This is a genomic window from Oceanobacillus sp. FSL K6-0251 (assembly GCF_038004725.1).
Lineage (GTDB): Bacteria > Bacillota > Bacilli > Bacillales > Amphibacillaceae > Oceanobacillus > Oceanobacillus oncorhynchi.
Window position 1 is genome coordinate 418,239 of record NZ_JBBORS010000001.1, and the last position, 18,989, is coordinate 437,227.

Here is an 18,989-nt window from a genome sequence, read left to right on the forward strand (position 1 = left end):
TGTTGTTAATACATTTCGGTGACCGCGGTATTTGACTTTAGTATGTGAAATATAAATATAGAAGAAGAATGGAGGTTTAACAATTATCAAACAGTAAAATGAGAGCGTTTCCATTCGTGAAAATTATTTGAAGGAGGGGTTTGATGGACACAAAGAAAGTTGGTTTTATTGGGTTAGGGAATATGGGTTTTCCAATGGCAAGCAATTTACTAAAAGCGGGTTATACCGTTTATGGAGTAGATGTAAACAAAATGAATGAAAAGAGGTTCGCTGAAATTGGTGGAAATATTGGATTCACATCCGCCACACTGCCAAGTGAAGTAAATCTTATATTTACTAGCTTGCCGACGCCACCCATTGTAGAGAGTGTTTATTTAGGTAACGAGGGTCTTGTAGAGAATGGAAAAACATCATTAACATTGGTTGACTTAAGCACAGTTTCTCCAGAATTAAATAAAACGATTGCAAAAGCTGCCTTACAAAACGGGACTCAATACTTAGGCGCACCAGTAAGTGGAAGTGTAACTGGCGCAGAAGCAGCCAGCTTAAGTGTGATGGTTGGAGGTAACAAAGAAACATATGATTTCGCATTACCATACCTAAAAGCAATCGGCAAAAACATCTTTCATGTAGGAGAAGACCATGGAGTGGGAACTGTTGTTAAATTAATTAATAATTTAATGGCTGGTATCCATACACAGGCTGTTGCAGAAGCTCTATCTATCGCAGATGCAGCAGGGTTAGATCATAATATCGTTTATGAAATCGTAAATGTAAGCTCAGGACAAAGTGATGTATTTAGACGAAACTATAAAAATTTTATAGCTAAAGATGAGTATTATAAAGGAGCATTCACTACGGAACTATTATTAAAAGATTTAAGACTGGCAAATTATGTTTCCAATTCATTTGAAACAAAATTGCCTTTAGGTGAAGCGTTAGTAGGCTACTTTGAATCTAATATAAAAGGTTACGAAGATAAAGATATGTCGACAGCATATCTCATGTTAACAGAACAAAAGGTTGAACCTGCTAAGTAGTTTTTAATAATTAATAACATACTATTGATTTTATGAAATAATACTAAATGGGAGGAATTGATGATATGGCTACGGTAACGTTAGATACAGTAACACATTATATCAATGGAGAGAAAGTGAAAGGACAGAATGATAAGTTTGGTTATGTATACACCCCGTCAACTGGTCAGAAAATAGCTGCTGTTCCTTATGCTTCCGATGAAGAAGTAGATGAGACGATACAATTAGCCAAAAAGGCTGCGGCAAAATGGGCAAAAGTTTCTGTGGGTAAAAGAGTTGAAGTTCTTTTTAAGTTCCGTCAATTATTAGTTGAAAATACAGAGGAATTAGCACAGTTAATAGGGAAAGAAAACGGAAAAACAATTTCTGATGCAAAAGGAGAGATAAGCAGGGGGATAGAGTCAGTTGACCTGGCAATTGGAGCGCCGCAAATACTTAAAGGGGAATATTCTGTTAATGTTGGCGGGGAAATAAATGCTTATTCCATGAAACAACCACTTGGCGTTGTAACATGTATTTCTCCTTTTAATTTTCCAGTTATGGTACCGCTTGCAATGAGTGTGATGGCGGTAGCAGTAGGAAATGCAATGATATTAAAACCATCCGAAAAAGTTCCATACTCTGCTATATTACTCTCGGAGCTATGGGAAAAGGCTGGTTTACCTGCTGGTATTTGGAATGTTGTAAATGGGGATAAAAATACGGTCAATGCCATTATTACACATCAAGATATTCAGGCGATAAGCTTTGTAGGGTCTACAAAAGTAGCTGAATTTATTTATGAAACAGGTACGAAGCACCATAAACGTGTCAATGCTTTTGGCGGTGGGAAAAACCATATGGTTATTATGCCAGATGCCGATATTGATAAAGCAGTCGATTCCTTTCTAGGTGCCGCTTACGGTTCAGCATCGCAACGCTGTATGGCCATATCCGTAGCGATGCCAGTAGGGCGAAAGACGGCAGAAGTATTTACAGGGAAGCTAAAAGAAAAAGTGGAGAATCTGAAAGCTGGATCTTATGATGATGAGACAGCTGACTTTGGTGCAGTAATAAGCGCCGAAGCAAAACAAAGCATTTTAAATGCTATTGATGAAGCAGTAAAAGAAGGAGCTAATATTGTTGTAGATGGAAGGAACCCTGATGTGGAGAACAAGGAAGGATTTTATCTCGATGCTACGTTATTAGATAATGTTACTTCTGATATGAATATATACAAAGAAGAAGTATTTGGTCCGGTGCGTACAATCACTGCAGTCGATTCAATTGATGAAGCCATACAGTTAATCAATAATCATCAATATGGTAATGGTGTGACCGTATTCACCAATAGTGGCCGTGATGCCCGTGAATTTACTCAAGAAATTGAAGTGGGAATGGTTGGCGTAAATGTACCGATTCCAATTCCTGTAGGTTATCATAATTTTGGAGGGTGGAAAGATTCACGATTTGGGGAAGGGCAAATGTTCGGCCCAGATACTGCTCGATTCTTCACTAAAACTAAAACGGTCTCCGAAAGATGGTTTGACCAATCCGCCTCGGATGAAACTAATTTTGATTTTCCTAGCAGTTAATTGAAGGGGCCATTAAAACTGGCCCCTGATCTTTTTAACAAGAAAGCACAGAGTCTCTAATCTGTATAAGTTTCCTGACAGATAGATTAGTACTTTCATCAATTTTATATGAGCAATAAAATGTAAATCCTTACAAAAAGGATGGGGATCAAATGGTAGGAATATTATTAGGCTTAGTCTTGTTAATTGTCCTAGCCTATCGCGGGTGGTCAATTATCTGGATCGCACCGATTTGTGCTGGAGTTGTGGCGGTATTTGGTGGGCTTGACTTGCTTGATGCATATACAAATACATATATGCAAGGATTCGTCGACTTTACGAAGAATTGGTTTCCTGTGTTTATGTTAGGTGCAATCTTCGGTAAGTTAATGGAATTCAGTGGCATGGCTCAGTCGGTGGCGGAAGGTATAATTAAAGTTTTTGGTGAAAAGCAAGCAATTATTGGTGTAATTATGGCTTCAGCAGTTTTGGCATATGGTGGTATTAGTGTGTTCGTTGTTGTGTTTGCTGTCTATCCACTTGCGGTAAGTATGTTTAGGCAAGCGGATATTCCTAGAAAGCTGATGCCAGCTACAATTATAACTGGGATGATGACATTTGCTATGACGGCACTTCCCGGGACGCCGCAAATTCAGAATTTGATTCCAACTGCTTATTTTAATACAACAGCGGCAGCTGCACCTGTTATGGGGCTTGCTGCTTCATTAGTTATGGGCGGAGTCGCTTATTTCTATTTAAAGAAAAGAGAAAAGAATTTAAAAAAGGCTGGCTACGGATTCCATGAATTAGAAAAAGATTCTGAAGCAAAAGGAAAGTTAATTGATAAACCGCCACACATTCTTTTGTCTTTACTGCCTCTAGTGTCAGTAATCATTACGCTTAATATTTTAAATTGGGATATTGTTGTTTGTTTATTAGTTGGTATCTTATTAATTATTTTATTCTCATTAAACCAAATTAAAGGTCTGATTCCTTCATTAAATCAAGGAGCTACGGATTCGGTAATGGCGATGATTAATACTTCAGCAGCGGTTGGATTTGGAACGGTGGTAGGAGTGGTGCCAGGATTCCAAAAATTAAGTGATTATATCTTGGGGATTGAGGCAAATCCACTTATTTCAATGGCTGTTGCATCCAATTTGATGTCTGGAGCGACTGGTTCAGCTTCAGGAGGCTTAGGTATTACGATGGAGGCTTTAGGTCAGAAATATAATGAAATCGCTGCGACATCTGGTATTGCACCAGAAGCATTTCATCGTATCGCATCCATCGCTTCAGGCGGTTTAGATGCGCTGCCACACAATGGAGCGGTAATAACAATATTGATTGTAACAGGACTAACACATAAAGAGTCATACAAAGATATTGCAGTAGTAGCAATTGTTTTCCCGATATTATCACTTATACCAGCTATTTTACTAGCAAGTGTGGGTATTTACTAAGGTTTATAGATAGCAAAGCCTGATGATCGTTACTAGATTTTTAAGTGATGAATTTATAATCCTGCATTTTGAACAGTGGATAACCATGTACTATCCTATCCTATCCACTGTTCAAAATGCAGGATTAATTTTATTATCATTAGTATACTTGAAAAAGAGGTGATTCACATGAATTTTGTTTTTGATATAGACGGAACGATTTGCTTTGATGGGAAAACAATTGATTCCTCCATTATACAAGCGCTGGAAGAAATAAAGGCAGCAGGGCATCAAGTGATTTTTGCGTCGGCAAGACCAATCCGTGATTTATTGCCAGTCTTGCCGAAATCTTTGCAGCAAGAAAAACTGGTTGGAGGGAATGGAGCATATACTTCAAACGGGAAGAAGATGGATGTTATCCATTTTCAAGATAGCCTGCTTACAAAACTGATTATGCTGGTAGAAGATCATCAAATAACTTATTTAGCAGATAGTGACTGGGATTATGCGTTTACTGGAGAGAAGACACATCCTATTTATAAGAATATTAATCAGGCTTCCGCACAGAACAGAGAGTTAAGAAGTCTGCCTAAGCTGTGCAAGCTGGTTTTGTTTCAGCCGCCGCAACGTGTGATAGATGAGCTCGCCGAATTGCCTGTAAATATAACCTATTATAAAGGGGAAAATGCGATAGATATCAGCCCGCTTGGAATTAATAAAGTAAGAGGATTACATAGCTTGCATGTTCAGGAGTTTATTGCATTTGGAAATGACAGTAATGATCAATGCTTGTTCGAAAATGCCTTGTACAGTGTCTGTGTTGGTGAACATGAAGTAGAACAATATGCATCTATATCGGTAGAGAAGGAAAAGGTAGCAGCAATGATAACCAAAGCATTGCATATGTATGGGAATCAAGAAATGCAAGGAGTATATATTTAACTAAGTCTCTGAACAAAGGGAGATGTCTAAATGCAAAATGAAAAATTTTCTATTTTTTTAACCATTGCAAAACAGCTTAATCAGAAAGAAATTACTCCTCTATTAATGGGGTCTGTAGGTTTAGAAATAGTTACAGGGAAGAACTGGGATACACAGGATCTGGATATACATGTTCCCGGTGATAAAAGAGGATGGGAGATTCCGCCAGAACAAGCTATCTATGATTGGGACGACATTATGAAGGCCATGCTATCTCTGGGATACAGCTTTGTTGATTTGCATGAGCATGAATTTGAAAAGGATGGGCTGGCTGTCGGATTCGGTATTATGGACACATTGCCGGACTTTGCGGGGATATCGCTTGAGGAATTAGAACTCCATCAGCAGGGAGATGCGACGTATTATCTTTTAACATCTGAGCAATATTTGAAAGTATATGAGGCTTCCTTTAAGGACAGCTATCGTGCGAACAAAAATAACCAGAAAGATAAAAAGAAAATCGCTTATCTGCGCGACTTGATTTGAAGAGGATTGCTGTTTCTATTAAAATATAGCTCTATCCCTAGCTATATTTTAGGGCCACAAAAAATAAACCCTCGCATGCTTTAGCGGGCGTTTGAGGGATTATTCAATAACTCAGCGCTACTCATTATGATGAAGTAGTCTATTGTAAAAACCGTTCGGTGTACCAGCACCGGACGTATATTCATTTATATTTTAAGAATACGCTATAAATATAAAAATGGAAAGATTAGGAGATGTGTATCTTTAAACACTTTTACATACATTTATGAACGTTCTGTTCATAATAGCCCTTCCTCTTCCTATAAAGTTAACTATATTGTGTCAGTTATCATGTGAATATAGGAAAAAGCATCGCCGTCCCGTATAATACAAGACAAGAAATCCTATTTGGAGCGTGAATTTCATGAAGAAAAAAATAATCCTGGTCTTGTTTGGATTGTTGGTTTTATTAACTGCCTGCAGTGGAGAAGAGGATAACCCCGAAGAAAATACACTGGACGAAACCGGGGATATCAAGGAATTAGTCCATCATTATAGTACAGAAGAAATTGTTGACGAGAATGCATCGATTACTTCCGAGCAGCTGATTGTAACAAATGATGAGGGAGAGGAGGAAGCAGTATATGATTTGCCGGAGGATGAATTTTTTGTTTCGATAGCTCCCTTTGAACAGCAGACGCATCCTTGTGAAATTCATAGTTTAACAGGGTGTCAGGGAGAAATGGTTCAGGAAGAATTCGAGGTTTATATTGAAAACGCAGCGGGCGATGTGGTTATAGATGAACCCATGCAGACAGAAGAAAATGGCTTTATTGATCTATGGCTTCCTCGAGATGAAACCTATACGGTGGAAATCAAACAGGATGGAAAAGAAGTAACATCAGAAATCAGTACATTTCAGGATGATTTCACCTGTATCACAACGATGCAATTAATATAAGTTATTGAGATGAAGGCTGTCTGGAGTATCCAGGCAGCCTGTTTTGATGCCAAGGCAAAATGAGTTTGCAGGTTATTCTACTTTATTTTTTGTTTTTAAATAATGTTTTTGACAATAGCTGATGACAAAGCTGCGAAATGCGCTGGTTGCCGGGGATAGATAATCGTTTTTTCTGGCAGCCATATAGATAAACCGGTGATAAACAGGTTTTTTTATGTTAATGACTTTAACCGGAAAATGAGAAAGCGCCCCAATATTCGGAATCACGGCAATTCCATAATTGGCTGCGACCAGCCCGGCCATGGCATTATCTTCTTCCACTTCACAAATAATTTCAGGAGTTAAATTTACTTTATGAAATAATTCATCAACGATGGGACGCAGCCCGCTGTTTTGGTTGAAATAAACATAGGGGTAGCTGGCTGTCTCCTCTAAGTCAATGCTTTCTCTGTCTGCTAAAGGGTGATTTTCCGAAACAATTAATACAAGCTCCTGCTCTGCAACGGGTGTAAATTCAATGTCAGGTTCATTATATTTCATCGAACAGAAGGCAATATCGTACATATTTTCTTTTAGATTTTGAATTATATTTTTGGTGGTTCCGTGATAAAAAGAAAAAGAGATATTTTTATAGGCGCCTTGTTCAGAAAAGTTCTTAATTATTTCTGGAATGAAATAAGGTCCAAGCGTATAAATAAACGCCAGATCAATGACTCCGTGTGACGGACTGGTCAGTTCACGCAGTTTTTTTTCTCCTCTTTCCAGTTCAGCCAGTGACCTTTCTGCATACTCAAGAAAAAAGTGTCCATATTTTGTTAATCTAATATTTCTGCCCTGCTTTTCAAATAGATAGACTCCAAGATGCTTTTCCAGCTCAGTAATGGCGTAACTTAATGTCGGCTGAGAAATGGAAAGTTTATTCGCTGTGTTGGTAAGGTGTTCACTGTGCGCCAGTTCTCTGAAATATTGAAGATGTTTTAAATTCATTTTTATACCTCCATTCGCTTCGGAGCGTCCTGTATATTTATTATGCTATGATTCATAGATAAAATCTATTGATTTGTTGAAAAAACCTATTAGATTTATGAATCAGTATCAAATATAATAAAGGTGTAAAGGAAATTAAGGAATAAAAAGCAGCTTCAAATTTTTTTAAAACTAATTGTGAAATATTTCACGAAATAATAAAGTGGAGGTATTATAATGAGTGTATATGAACATATTTTCCAACCGTTAACTGTCAGAAGGATGACGATACCCAACCGAATCATTATGCCGCCTATGGGAACAAATTTCGCCGAAGTAGACGGATCGATGAATGATGAGCATATAATGTATTACGAGCAGAGAGCAAAGGGAGGGACTGGATTAATTATAGTCGAAAATGCTTGTGTATCTTTTCCAATGGGATCGAACGGAACAACACAGCTTCGTATTGACCATGACCAATTTATTCCCAGGTTATATAAATTAACAGAAAAGCTGCATAAACACGGGACACAAGCAGCTATTCAAATCAATCATGCAGGAGCATCTGCTGTGCCGGAAAGAATTGGACATCAGCCGGTATCTGCTTCCAATGTTCCTTCGAAAGCGGGAGGGGCTGTTCCAAGACCGTTGGAAAAAGAAGAAATCCTTGAAATTGTTGAAGACTATGGTAAATCAGCTAAACGTGTGGTTGCTGCCGGATTTGATGCAATTGAAATCCATGCCGGACATTCCTATCTTCTGAATCAATTCTTATCACCAATCTATAATAAACGGACCGATGAATTTGGAGGAAGCTATGAAAATAGAGCACGATTCCCGCGGATGGTCATCGACCGTATTCGTCAGGAGGTCGGTCCGCATTTTCCAATCAGTCTCCGGGTAAGTGCCGATGAATTTGTAGAGGGCGGCAATACATTAGAAGATATCCTGCATATCCTGGAATATTTAGATGATGAAGTAGATATCTTTAACGTATCAGCTGCAGTAAATGATACCATCCAATATCAAATCGACGAAATGAATTTAGCGGATGGCTGGCGTTCTTATATGGCAAAAGCAGTGCGGGAAAAATTCCATAAAACGACGATTACAACAGGAAATGTCCGTCAGCCGCTGACAGCAGAAAAAATTCTGGCAGAAGGCGATGCAGATTTAATTGGAATGGGACGCGGCTTGATTGCAGATCCGAACTGGGTCAATAAAGTAAGAGATAGCCAGGAAGATATGCTTCGAAAATGTATTTCATGTAATATCGGCTGTGCCGGTCATCGTATCGCTCTGAACCGTCCAATAAGATGTACGGTGAACTCGGATTTATTTGGCGGCGATGCGTATAAGGATAGAAAAGTGAAGAAGGACGTAACGGTTGTTGTGATTGGCGGCGGAACAACGGGGCTGGAAGCAGCATGTACAGCAGCGGAAGTGGGATGTAAGACATTTCTTATCGAAGAAAAAGCAGAACTAGGCGGTTTAGCCAGAGAGATTTCGAAGCTTCCTGATAAGAAGCGGATTTTAGATTTTCCTGTATATCTGGAAAAAAGAGCAGAGCAATTAGATAATTTGACAATTTTAACAAATTCAAGAGCAACCATTGCGTTAGTGGAAAGCCTAAACCCCGATATTATTGTTAATGCTACAGGGTCTAAGCCGTTGTTGCCGCCGATTGAAGGTCTCCATGATCGTATTGATAAGGAAAACAGCAGTATTTATTCTATTGCTAAACTGCTTCAGCAGATTGATGAATTTGAAGCGCAGTATTTAGAAGGAAAGAAAATCGCTGTAGTAGGCGGCGGTGCTGTCGGTCTGGATGTGGTAGAATTCTTCAGCAAACGTGGCAGCGATGTCAGCATGATAGAAATGATGCCGGCAGTTGGCGCAGGCTTAGACCATATTACAAAAATTTCAATGATGACCATGCTGAAGGATTATGAGGTCGATGTTCGAACCGAAACAGCATTGACGAAAGTAGAAGACAATTCTTTCCAAATCAAACATCAAGACGAAGAAGAACAAATGGCATTTGATTATGGATTTATCTGTCTGGGAATGCGTCCTGAAAATAAAGAAGTTCCAGAATTACAGCAATATTTCCAGGCAAACCATGTGGAAGTCGTAAATATCGGAGACAGCTGGGGCGCCAGAAAAATTATGGACGGCACACGTGAAGGAAGAAATATTCTTACAACATTAGAGAAAATAGGTGCCTTTGAAGAACCAGAGAAGAAAGAAGCGATTCCTTTTTAAAGGATTCCTAATTATTCATCCCAAGGAGGAGAAAAAATGATCAAAGCCGTGGAAGTAAAAAATATTCGTATCGGTGAAGGGATGCCAAAGATTTGCATCCCGATGGTTGGCAAAACGGTTGACCAGTTGATAGAAGAAGCAGATTTTCTAAAAAGCCTGGAATGTGATGTAGTCGAATGGCGTGTTGATTTTTTTGAACAGGTTGAGGATATCGAAAAAGTAAAAGAAGCCCTTACGGAGATACGCAAGGTGCTTCCGGAGATGCCTCTGATATTTACTTTCCGCAGCTTCAATGAAGGAGGAGAAAAAGAGGTTTCTGTTAATTATTATTTACAACTGAACCGTGAAATATCCGCAACAGGGCAGGTTGATATCGTTGATGTCGAACTTTTCAATCAACCCGAAGATGTAAAACAAATCATCGAAACCGCGCATGAACATGGTGTATTTGTTATCATATCAAACCATGATTTTAACAAGACGCCAGATAAGAAAGAAATCATAACCAGACTTTGCCGGGCTCAAGAGCTGGACGGCGATTTACCGAAGATTGCTGTTATGCCGGAAACAACGGCAGACGTACTGACATTATTGGATGCTACGAGAGAAATGAAGGAGAAATTTGCTGACAGGCCGATTATTACAATGTCGATGGCAGGAAAGGGAGTCATTAGCCGTCTCGCTGGGGAAGTATTTGGCTCTGCATTAACATTTGGTGCGGCAAATAAAGCATCAGCGCCCGGACAGGTTGCAGCGGCGGAATTAAAACAGACGTTGCATCTGCTGCATCAGAGTTTATAAAATAAAAACCCAGTTAACCAGGATAAGGTGCTTCCTAATAAAAAAATGGGATTATTGCAGTTATTCATGTGAAATATTTCACAAATGTAGTGGGGCATTAGAGTGTAGTGTATAGGTAAAATAGAAAAAATCAATGATATGTTATCAAAAATTCAGGAGGGAATTAACATGACAGATCAAGGCAGAATCGACGGAAGAACAAAATTGATTGGACTGACAGCAACACCTATTGGACATTCTTTATCTCCGGCAATGCATAATATGTCATTTCGGGAACTGGGACTAAATTATGTCTATATGGCATTTGAGGTAGATAACAAGCAGCTGGAGGATGTTGTCACCGGGTTCCGGGCCTTAAACCTGCGTGGATTTAATGTTTCCATGCCGAACAAAACAAAAATACTTCCATTACTGGATGAATTAACAGATGGAGCGCGTTTTGCTGGTGCTGTGAATACCGTATTAAATGATAATGGCAAATTAATAGGTTATAACACAGATGGGATCGGCTATTTTCGCAGCTTGAAAGAAAATCATATCGATGTAAAAGGAAAGAAAATCACCCTTTTGGGAGCCGGTGGGGCGGCAACGGCAATTGCTATCCAGGCAGCTCTGGAAGGAGTAAAAGAAATTTCCATTTTTAATCGAGACGATGAATATTTTAACCGGGCGGAAAATAATACGGTGATTATCAATGAAAAAATGGAAGGGGACTGTATAGCAAATGTGTATCGGTTAGAAGATAAAAAAACGTTGAAAGAAGAAATTGCAGCAAGCGATATTTTAACAAATGCAACAGGTGTTGGAATGAAACCGCTTGAAGGGCAAGCCTTAGTTCCCGACCCTTCTTGGCTGCGTCCGGAATTGATTGTTTCCGATGTGGTCTATATCCCTAGAAAAACAAAGCTGTTGGAGATGGCAGAGACCGTTGGCTGCCAGGCAATCAATGGTCTTGGGATGATGCTTTGGCAGGGCGCTGCCGCATTCGAATTGTGGACAGGTCAGGAAATGCCGGTGGAATATGTGAAAAATCAGATGTTTTGATTACGCTGTACTGATTTGGAAGGGTAAGTCATCGAAATGCCGTATTAATCCTATTCTGTGAGAGGAGAGCGTAAACCAATGTTGTCAGGTTAATGAATTTTCTTAAATATGATGTTTGTTACAACTAGATAGCAAAAAACTATTTAGCGTAGTGTTTTTCGCAGCAGTCACACTAACCTGAAAACATTGGAGCGTAAACTCCCACAGAATGATGAATCATTTTATATCCAGTAGAAAATAAAAAGTCCTTCAAATGAGAGGAGAAAAAAATCATGAATACGAAAAGATATTATCCAGCTGCATTGGCACTCTATATTACTTTTATTATCCATGGTATTGGAGTATCTATTCTGGCACAATATAAAGATGAGCTGGCAGAGCTGTGGGGAGCAGCAACCTTGCCCAATGGCGCGTTGGATGTAAGTATCGTTTTTACCGTTATTGCTGCATTAGGGCTGGGGCGTCTGATTACGCTGCCAATCTCAGGACCTGTTTCCGATAAATTTGGCAGAAGAGTTTCCAGTCTGATTGGTGTCGGTTTATATGTATTATTCTTTGTTGGAATCATTTTTGCTCCGAATTTCTATGTTGCTTTTGTCTTTGCCTTATTAGGAGGAGCTGCCAATTCCTTTTTGGATACCGGGGTTATTCCATCCCTTATGGAGATTTTCGGTAAAAAGGGCAGTATAGCGAATATGTTCACTAAGTTCTCTATATCTATCGGACAGTTTGCATTACCTTTTATGATAGGGTTTGTGGCTGCCAGCCAAATGTCATTCCAAACCGTTTTTTACTTTGTAGCGATTCTGCTCGCTATAGACGGTGTGTTGCTGGCTTTTGTGCCATTACCGCCAAATAGCAGTACCCAAAAGACTGATAAGAACCAGAAGAAAGAAAAAATGAAATTCACAGCGACAAGCGTGGTCATTATTCTTATTGCATTTACATGTACTTCTACATTCCAGCTCTGGCTTAATGCCAACCAGGAATTAGGAACATTATATGGTATGGAAAATCCAAGCACCATTCAGTCCTATTATGCCATCGGATCTATTGTTGCTGTATTATTAACGGCTGTTTTCATCAATAAAAAATGGCTCAAACCAGTTCAAGTGCTTATTTTATATCCAGCGATATCAGCGGTTATGCTGCTTATTATTTACTTTATAGAAACGCCGGCTATTTTACTGATCGGCGGGTTTATTCTCGGATTCGCTGCAGCTGGCGGAGTATTACAGTTAGTAACATCCACAGCAAATGAACTGTTTCCAAAGCATAAAGGAAAAATCACGTCCATTGTTATGATTTCATCCAGTCTGGCTAACTATATTATTTTAAGTGCAGCTGGTGTGATTACAAGAGTTGGCGGTGTAGACGGACCAAAATATGTTTTATTGTTTAACTTTGCCATAACAGCTATAGGTGTGTTGCTTGCAATTTACGTCAATAAAAGATATAAGAAAGAGAATGAAGGTATGGTAGAAGCCGCGTAAAGCGTGTTACAGTGATTTAAGCACGGTTTATTTCAAATCGAAAGGAATGGCATAGGAAGCACCATACAGTGGGAGAGGGCAGTCTCTCCCGCTGGTAAAATGACAGACCCCCAGGGTTGTTCCAAAGGGGATAATTACTTTGATGGTGAATGAATGGATACTAGCTGAAAAAGGTGATGCAAAATGAAAGAGAAGAAAAAATTCCATTATGCTTGGGTGGTCTTAATTGTCTGCTGTATGATCAATTTTGCCGGCTTAGGTACAATTTTCAACACATCGGGTATATTCTTTCCTTCTGTTACAAAGGAATTGGGGATTGGCACAGGAGATATGTCTTTATACATGACTTTTCTATGCTTGGCAATGTTTGTGGCTTCTCCTTTAGTGGCAAAATTATTACCTAAAATCGATGTCCGCATTACATTATCTGTTGCCTTTGTGGTAGCTCTTTCGGCTATTGCTGCCATGTCGTTATATACAGAAATATGGCAATGGTACCTTTCTGGTATCGTTATCGGATTTGCCGGAGCATTTATTTTTTATATTCCTATTCCGGTTATTGTTCAAAATTGGTTTCACAAAAAAACGGGAATGGCTTTGGGAATCATCGGTGCTTTTACAGGTATTGGAGGAGCAATTATGAATCCGGTGATTGCTTCTTTCATCGACAGCTTTGGCTGGAGAACTGCATATGTGATCACCGCGATTATTATCGGAGTGATTGTCCTGCCTTTCACCATTTTTGTTTTACGCTTTAAACCGGAGGATAAAGGGTACAAACCATATGGCTATGCAGAAACCTTAGAAGATCAAGAAACCTTTAAAAAAGAAAATGAAAAGGGCGTACCTGTGAAAGTTGCGATAACGAGTTTAGCTTTTTTCTGTGTAATTATCATTGCTTCATTTTCCGGGTTGATCAGCGGATTAAACCAGCTGTTAACCTCCTACGGTGATACTGTCGGATTAACCACTACAGCCGCTGCCACATTAGTTTCGGCTTCGATGATATCGAACCTGCTTACCAAATTTCTCTTTGGAGCAGCCAGTGATAAATTTGGTGTGAAAATGACGTTGATTGTCAGTGTGCTGTTGATTGCATTTGGCTTCAGTCTATTTTTCATATCTCATGGAACCTATGCTACCGTGTTTACTGCTTCCCTTCTGTACGGTATTCATGCATCGGTTATTATCGTCGGGCTGCCATTGATTACAAAAGAATTATTTGGAAAGAAACATTTTGTTGAAATTTTCTCTTATGTAACGATGGGACAGGCGTTAGTAAAGTCTTTCGGATTTGCGGTCTTCGGTTATATGTATGACCTTTCCAACAGCTATGAACCAGCTTTCATGTTAGGAATCATTATCTGTGTGCTGATGGCTGTGTTGACAGTCGGGGCGTTTCGGAGCAGGAGAAAAATGGAGATTGTTATGAAGAAAGAGATTGGGGAAAGTATGCAGTGAAATGCTTTTCTAAAAATCACGTACAAGGATATTAGTATAATTATAAAAACAGTATATTGAGCGGAGTTTGTCTGCTTTCTCTCAGGAGACTGAGATTCCTTGTAAGCAGGCTTTTAGACGGTGGGAAAATAGCATCGAAAAAAGAAGTTTTCACCGTGGAACTGACAGTATGTTGCAATCATCTTTAATCTGTAATTAGATTCCTTCCAGCTTTCATAATTGATTCTCCTTGTACATACGCTAAAGCAAGGAGGATGATAGGATGGATAAAACAGATGAGCCAATGAAAAGAATGGCTAATTTGCGATTATCACATGCGGGATTTGCCCAGTATTATAAGGAATTATTGAGCAGAAATCATCATCTATTTAAGGGAAGCCGAAAAAATAAATCTCATCAGCATTTTTTTCAGAAGGCTCATCGGGCGAATTCTTTTGATATTACATAGGATTTGCTTGAGCGCAATGTAGAACGAAATCTCATTCAATGAGAGGATTACGGACAATTCTCCGTGATACATCAGCTTCAATATTGCTCTGACCGTTTGGTATACTTAGATATCAAGCGGTTTTTTATGATGGTTAAGAACGGTTTTAATCTACATTTGAAAACAGGAAATGCGTTTGCGTTATCGATAAAGGGTAAATACGTAACGATAAAGACATCTTCTCTTTTTATCGTGCGGGAAACAATGCTACAATAATATAATGTCATACATTCTGCTGAAGCGGAATGTAATTTTGAATAGAGATGAGGCAGCTGGTAAAAAAAATTGCTGTCTGTGATCGATAAAAAAGACAATTTTACATGTTTGATATAGAGCAGCAGGAGGAGAAATCATGGTACGGACGAAACAGGACGTAGAACGGTTAGAAGCGGATCTGAACCGGATATACGACAGCATCGATATGAACTCGGAGGAGTTATTTAACAATCGAATCAAAGGAATATGGCAGAGGCTGAAAACAAGCTCAGGAAATGAACAATTAAAGACGATGCCTTTAGATACAATGTTAACAGTGAATAAAGAGCTCCCTGTAAACACTTTGAAGCATAATGGGCTGAAAACAATGAAAGATATAGCGGATAAACCAGCTCAGGACCTGGCGCAGCTGGATGGGATGGATGAAAAAACGGCAGAGCACATTTATCAGGCAGTTTCTAAAATAAAAGAAGCAGTATATAAACAGGCAACGCCGCGTGTGAATCCGGATGATATTTCTGATGAAGATGTTCATTTGCTGGAATCGATTTATAAAAAATGGCATTTGTTAAACATTCTTGAAGAGATGCAGGAGAAATTTCAGGAGTATTATGATGAAACGATATCTGATATTGAAATGGCCAAGAAACAGAAAGGATTTTTTGGCGGTTTGTTTCAGCCGAAAAAGGAGAAGGAAAAAATACGGTCTGCTTTTGCCAATCTAAATAAAAACAAGCATCAAAAGGAATTAAAACAGATAAAGAAAAGATTAGATTATATGCTTGATTTTGAAGTGAGTAAAGAAGAGCTCAAAAAGCATTTTGAAAGAGAAAATGCCTTTTACTATACAGAAATTGAAAAAGCAACGGACTTTGACTCGAAGAATATTTCCGAAAGTCTGCCAGAAGAAGTGGTAGGAGCAGTAAATAACCATCCGCTTGATACGAATGGACTGCATATTACCTTAAGAAATTATCAAATTTTTGGTGCGAAGTATGCTTTGCTTTATAAAAAGACGCTGCTGGGGGATGAGATGGGCTTAGGAAAGACGGTTCAAGCGCTTGCTATTCTCAATCATCTCAGGCAAAACCATCAGGGACATGCTGTCATTGTTTGTCCACTAAGCGTAATCGCCCACTGGAAAAGAGAGATGGAACAGCGGTCTGCTTTACAGGCATTTATCTTTCACGGCAGCAATCGTGAAGAACAATTTCAGGCCTGGCAAGAAGGTACGGGTATTTTAATAACCACTTTTGAATTGGCGGGAACTCTGCCATTGGAAGGCAGTCATCATTTTGATGCGTTGGTTGTTGATGAGGCGCATTATGTGAAGAATCCGAATACAAAGCGCTCGCAAAATGTTTATCATTTGGCAGACGAAGCGGAGTATGTCTTATTTATGAGCGGAACTCCACTCGAGAACACGGTAGAGGAAATGATGCAATTGGTCTCTGTCCTGCAGCCGGGAATTGCGGATGACTTATCAGAAGAGATGCTGTTGCGTAATCCGCAAGCATTCCGTGAAGCCATTGCTCCAGTTTATTTAAGGAGGAATCGGAAGGACGTATTACATGAGCTTCCGGATTTGGAGATTATTCCAGAATGGGTTCCGTTTGGTGAAGAAGAGAAGAAGTTCTATCAGCAGGCAGTGAAAGAGGAACAGGTCATGGCCATGCGCCGTGCAGGCTGGCAGGGCGGATCTCAGAGTAAGTCACCGAAGCTTGAGAAGCTGCTTGAAATCTGTGAAAATGCAAAAGAAAACGGGCATAAAGTGCTGGTATTTTCTTATTTTAAAGATGTTATCCAGACAATCAGCAGTAATTTAGAAAACGAGGCACATCGCGTCATTACTGGGGATGTTTCGAATCATAAAAGACAGGAAATCATTGATGCCTTCACAGCGGATGAAGCTGGTTCCGTTCTGGTCAGCCAGATTACTGCCGGCGGTGTCGGGGTGAATATTCAGGCTGCCAATGTGGTTGTTTTATGCGAACCGCAATGGAAGCCGACAATGGAAGAACAGGCGATCAGCCGTGCTTATCGAATGGGACAATCTCGAAACGTTGTCGTTTATCGCTTATTAACGGAAGAGAGTATTGATGTGACAATGCTTGACGTATTAGGAGAAAAAGCGAATCTTTTTAACCTGTTTGTAAAAGAATCTGACACAGCATCACGCATTTTAGATGAGCAGGAGCAGGAAGAAGAAGAAGCTTCTATTCAGAAAAAAGTATTGAAGCTGGAGAAAGAGCGGTTTATGGAGACTGTGCGTTAAAAGACTTTTTGAATTGCATACACGGAAGAATTATCATATTTCTTATGTGATGTATTATGGAGCATGTTTCACCTGCAAGAAAGCCGGGAAAACCTTCTATAACGAAAAAGGAGGATGCCATGACATCATTTAAAGAAAGAGCCAGATATGCACGTTTTAAAAAGGTTCTGGGAGCTATTCTTGTCATGCCTATCATTGCTGTACTTGGATTTTTAGATGTCATTTCGGTATCCAATGCAGTTTCATGGTTGGCCTTAGCAGCTTTTATTGTGAGTTTAATTGTATTTTTCGTTTCATTTAAAGGAAAGAAGCCGCAAGTTTAAGGGGAGAATAATGAAAAAGATTAGTTTAGCAGTTCTTATAAGGGAGAGGAGAGCATGGTCTGTGACGATGCTCTTTTCTTATAGGGAAGTAGTATTAGTTTTTTCGAAGCAGGAATGAAAAAACTATAATTGTTTTATTTCAGAATAATTGCTAAAATAAATATAATTTAAAAGAAAGGAAGTGCTCTATTGTTTACAGTCCCCGTTATACTAGAAGAAAAAGCAGATTACATGAAACATGATCGGCTGACGAAAAAGCTGATACAAGAGTTTTTCGAGGAATTTATCGAAGGCTTCTTCCCCGACCTTCATCCCTACATTGATTTCTCCAACGTCACATTTCTTGAACAGGAAGTCTACCTGGATTATCTTGAAGGCTCCAAAAAGGAAATTGACGTGCTCGTCGAAGTAAAGTTGCATCACGAGGATAAAATTCTCCATATCCACACCGAAGCACAATCCACTCATGAGGCAGATTTCCCCGAAAGAATGTTTCTCTACTTCAGTTATCTTTACGCTAAACACCGCAAACCAATTCAACCTATCGCCGTTTTGAGTTATAATAGGAAACAAGAAGAACCCACGAAATTCAAAGTCGATACACCTACCCAAGAAGTACTTCAATTTAACTTTTTACAATTACAATTAAGAAAGAAAAACTGGAAAGAATATATTCAATCAGACAACCCGGCCGCAGCCGCATTGCTTAGTCAGATGGGCTATGAAGAACATGAGCGTGTCCAAGTAAAGTTGGAATTTCTGCGTATGATTACCCGGATGAAAATCAATCCGGCGCAAATGGAGTTTCTTTATGGTTATTTCGAAACTTATTTAAAACTAAATAAAGAGGAGGAAGAACAGATGATGGAGAAAATGGAAAACTTGCCGGAAGAGGAAAAAGAAATAGTCATGCAGCTGCCGAATTCTTATTTTGAGAGAGGAAAGCAAGAAGGAATAGAAGAAGGGATAAAAAAGCGGAACCAGGAATTAGCTTTGAAACTGATAGCAAGAGATATGTCAATCAGTGACATTGCAGAGATCACAGACTTAAGTGAAGCAGAAATTAAAAGGCTTGCTAGTGAGTAAATAAATAAAATAGATTATCTGTTTCTATAAACAAACAAAGTGAGCTGGTTTCATTGTAAATTGGCTCACTTTGTTTATATGAAGCAAAACTTATTTAAAACTAAATAAAGAGGAGTAAGCGCAAATG

At 39.1% G+C, this 18,989-nt stretch carries 16 protein-coding genes; 15 read left to right on the forward strand and 1 reads right to left on the reverse strand.

All coding sequences use genetic code 11. The annotated features are described in order from the left end of the window. Positions 1-143 precede the first annotated feature (143 nt). The 6 genes from MKY45_RS02250 (at position 144) to MKY45_RS02275 (ending at position 6,442) form a co-directional block, all read left to right on the forward strand. On the forward strand, positions 144-1,040 hold the full coding sequence (locus MKY45_RS02250; protein WP_256705575.1) for an NAD(P)-dependent oxidoreductase: 897 nt from the start codon (positions 144-146) through the stop codon (positions 1,038-1,040). A 65-nt stretch (positions 1,041-1,105) separates the two neighbouring features. Next, a complete protein-coding gene (locus MKY45_RS02255) occupies positions 1,106-2,614 on the forward strand; it encodes a CoA-acylating methylmalonate-semialdehyde dehydrogenase (protein WP_256705576.1) in 1,509 nt (502 codons plus the stop codon). 152 nt (positions 2,615-2,766) lie between these two features. Continuing rightward, positions 2,767-4,056: a GntP family permease gene (locus tag MKY45_RS02260; RefSeq protein ID WP_332094562.1), complete on the forward strand. Its 1,290-nt coding sequence runs from the start codon at positions 2,767-2,769 to the stop codon at positions 4,054-4,056. A 168-nt stretch (positions 4,057-4,224) separates the two neighbouring features. Next, on the forward strand, positions 4,225-4,977 hold the full coding sequence (locus MKY45_RS02265) for an HAD family hydrolase (protein WP_341172427.1): 753 nt from the start codon (positions 4,225-4,227) through the stop codon (positions 4,975-4,977). Positions 4,978-5,007: 30 nt separating this feature from the next. Further along, positions 5,008-5,502 (forward strand): phosphoribosylanthranilate isomerase, encoded by a 495-nt coding sequence (locus MKY45_RS02270; RefSeq protein ID WP_289584687.1) that lies wholly within the window; start codon positions 5,008-5,010, stop codon positions 5,500-5,502. Between the two features lie 403 nt (positions 5,503-5,905). Further along, positions 5,906-6,442: a CueP family metal-binding protein gene (locus MKY45_RS02275; protein WP_042531297.1), complete on the forward strand. Its 537-nt coding sequence runs from the start codon at positions 5,906-5,908 to the stop codon at positions 6,440-6,442. A 72-nt stretch (positions 6,443-6,514) separates the two neighbouring features. Here the strand turns inward: MKY45_RS02275 and MKY45_RS02280 are convergent, their stop codons facing one another. Further along, positions 6,515-7,429, reverse strand: a complete 915-nt coding sequence (locus tag MKY45_RS02280) for a LysR family transcriptional regulator (RefSeq protein WP_341172428.1) — start codon at positions 7,427-7,429, stop codon at positions 6,515-6,517. A gap of 216 nt (positions 7,430-7,645) precedes the next feature. Here MKY45_RS02280 and MKY45_RS02285 point away from each other — a divergent pair, with 216 nt between their 5' ends. The 9 genes from MKY45_RS02285 to MKY45_RS02325 all read left to right on the forward strand — a co-directional run bounded on the left by MKY45_RS02285 (position 7,646) and on the right by MKY45_RS02325 (position 18,862). Then, positions 7,646-9,676: an oxidoreductase gene (locus tag MKY45_RS02285; protein ID WP_289584690.1), complete on the forward strand. Its 2,031-nt coding sequence runs from the start codon at positions 7,646-7,648 to the stop codon at positions 9,674-9,676. A gap of 36 nt (positions 9,677-9,712) precedes the next feature. Beyond that, positions 9,713-10,477 carry a type I 3-dehydroquinate dehydratase gene (aroD, locus tag MKY45_RS02290; RefSeq protein WP_193062607.1) on the forward strand — a complete coding sequence of 255 codons (765 nt, stop codon included), beginning with the start codon at positions 9,713-9,715 and terminating at the stop codon, positions 10,475-10,477. A 168-nt stretch (positions 10,478-10,645) separates the two neighbouring features. Then, the gene (locus tag MKY45_RS02295; protein WP_289584691.1) at positions 10,646-11,521 is read left to right on the forward strand and encodes a shikimate dehydrogenase; all 876 of its coding nucleotides are present in this window, start codon (positions 10,646-10,648) and stop codon (positions 11,519-11,521) included. A gap of 272 nt (positions 11,522-11,793) precedes the next feature. Beyond that, the gene (locus tag MKY45_RS02300; protein ID WP_212928571.1) at positions 11,794-13,014 is read left to right on the forward strand and encodes an MFS transporter; all 1,221 of its coding nucleotides are present in this window, start codon (positions 11,794-11,796) and stop codon (positions 13,012-13,014) included. A gap of 183 nt (positions 13,015-13,197) precedes the next feature. Continuing rightward, positions 13,198-14,475: an MFS transporter gene (locus tag MKY45_RS02305; RefSeq protein ID WP_341172429.1), complete on the forward strand. Its 1,278-nt coding sequence runs from the start codon at positions 13,198-13,200 to the stop codon at positions 14,473-14,475. Between the two features lie 262 nt (positions 14,476-14,737). Further along, the gene (locus MKY45_RS02310; RefSeq protein WP_341172430.1) at positions 14,738-14,923 is read left to right on the forward strand and encodes a hypothetical protein; all 186 of its coding nucleotides are present in this window, start codon (positions 14,738-14,740) and stop codon (positions 14,921-14,923) included. Positions 14,924-15,314: 391 nt separating this feature from the next. Beyond that, entirely contained in the window at positions 15,315-17,453 is a 2,139-nt protein-coding gene (locus tag MKY45_RS02315; protein WP_341172431.1) for a DEAD/DEAH box helicase, read from the forward strand. A gap of 119 nt (positions 17,454-17,572) precedes the next feature. Continuing rightward, a complete protein-coding gene (locus MKY45_RS02320; RefSeq protein WP_139089045.1) occupies positions 17,573-17,776 on the forward strand; it encodes a hypothetical protein in 204 nt (67 codons plus the stop codon). Positions 17,777-17,965: 189 nt separating this feature from the next. Beyond that, complete coding sequence (locus MKY45_RS02325; protein WP_052484954.1) at positions 17,966-18,862, forward strand: Rpn family recombination-promoting nuclease/putative transposase; 897 nt, start codon at positions 17,966-17,968, stop codon at positions 18,860-18,862. Positions 18,863-18,989 lie beyond the last annotated feature (127 nt).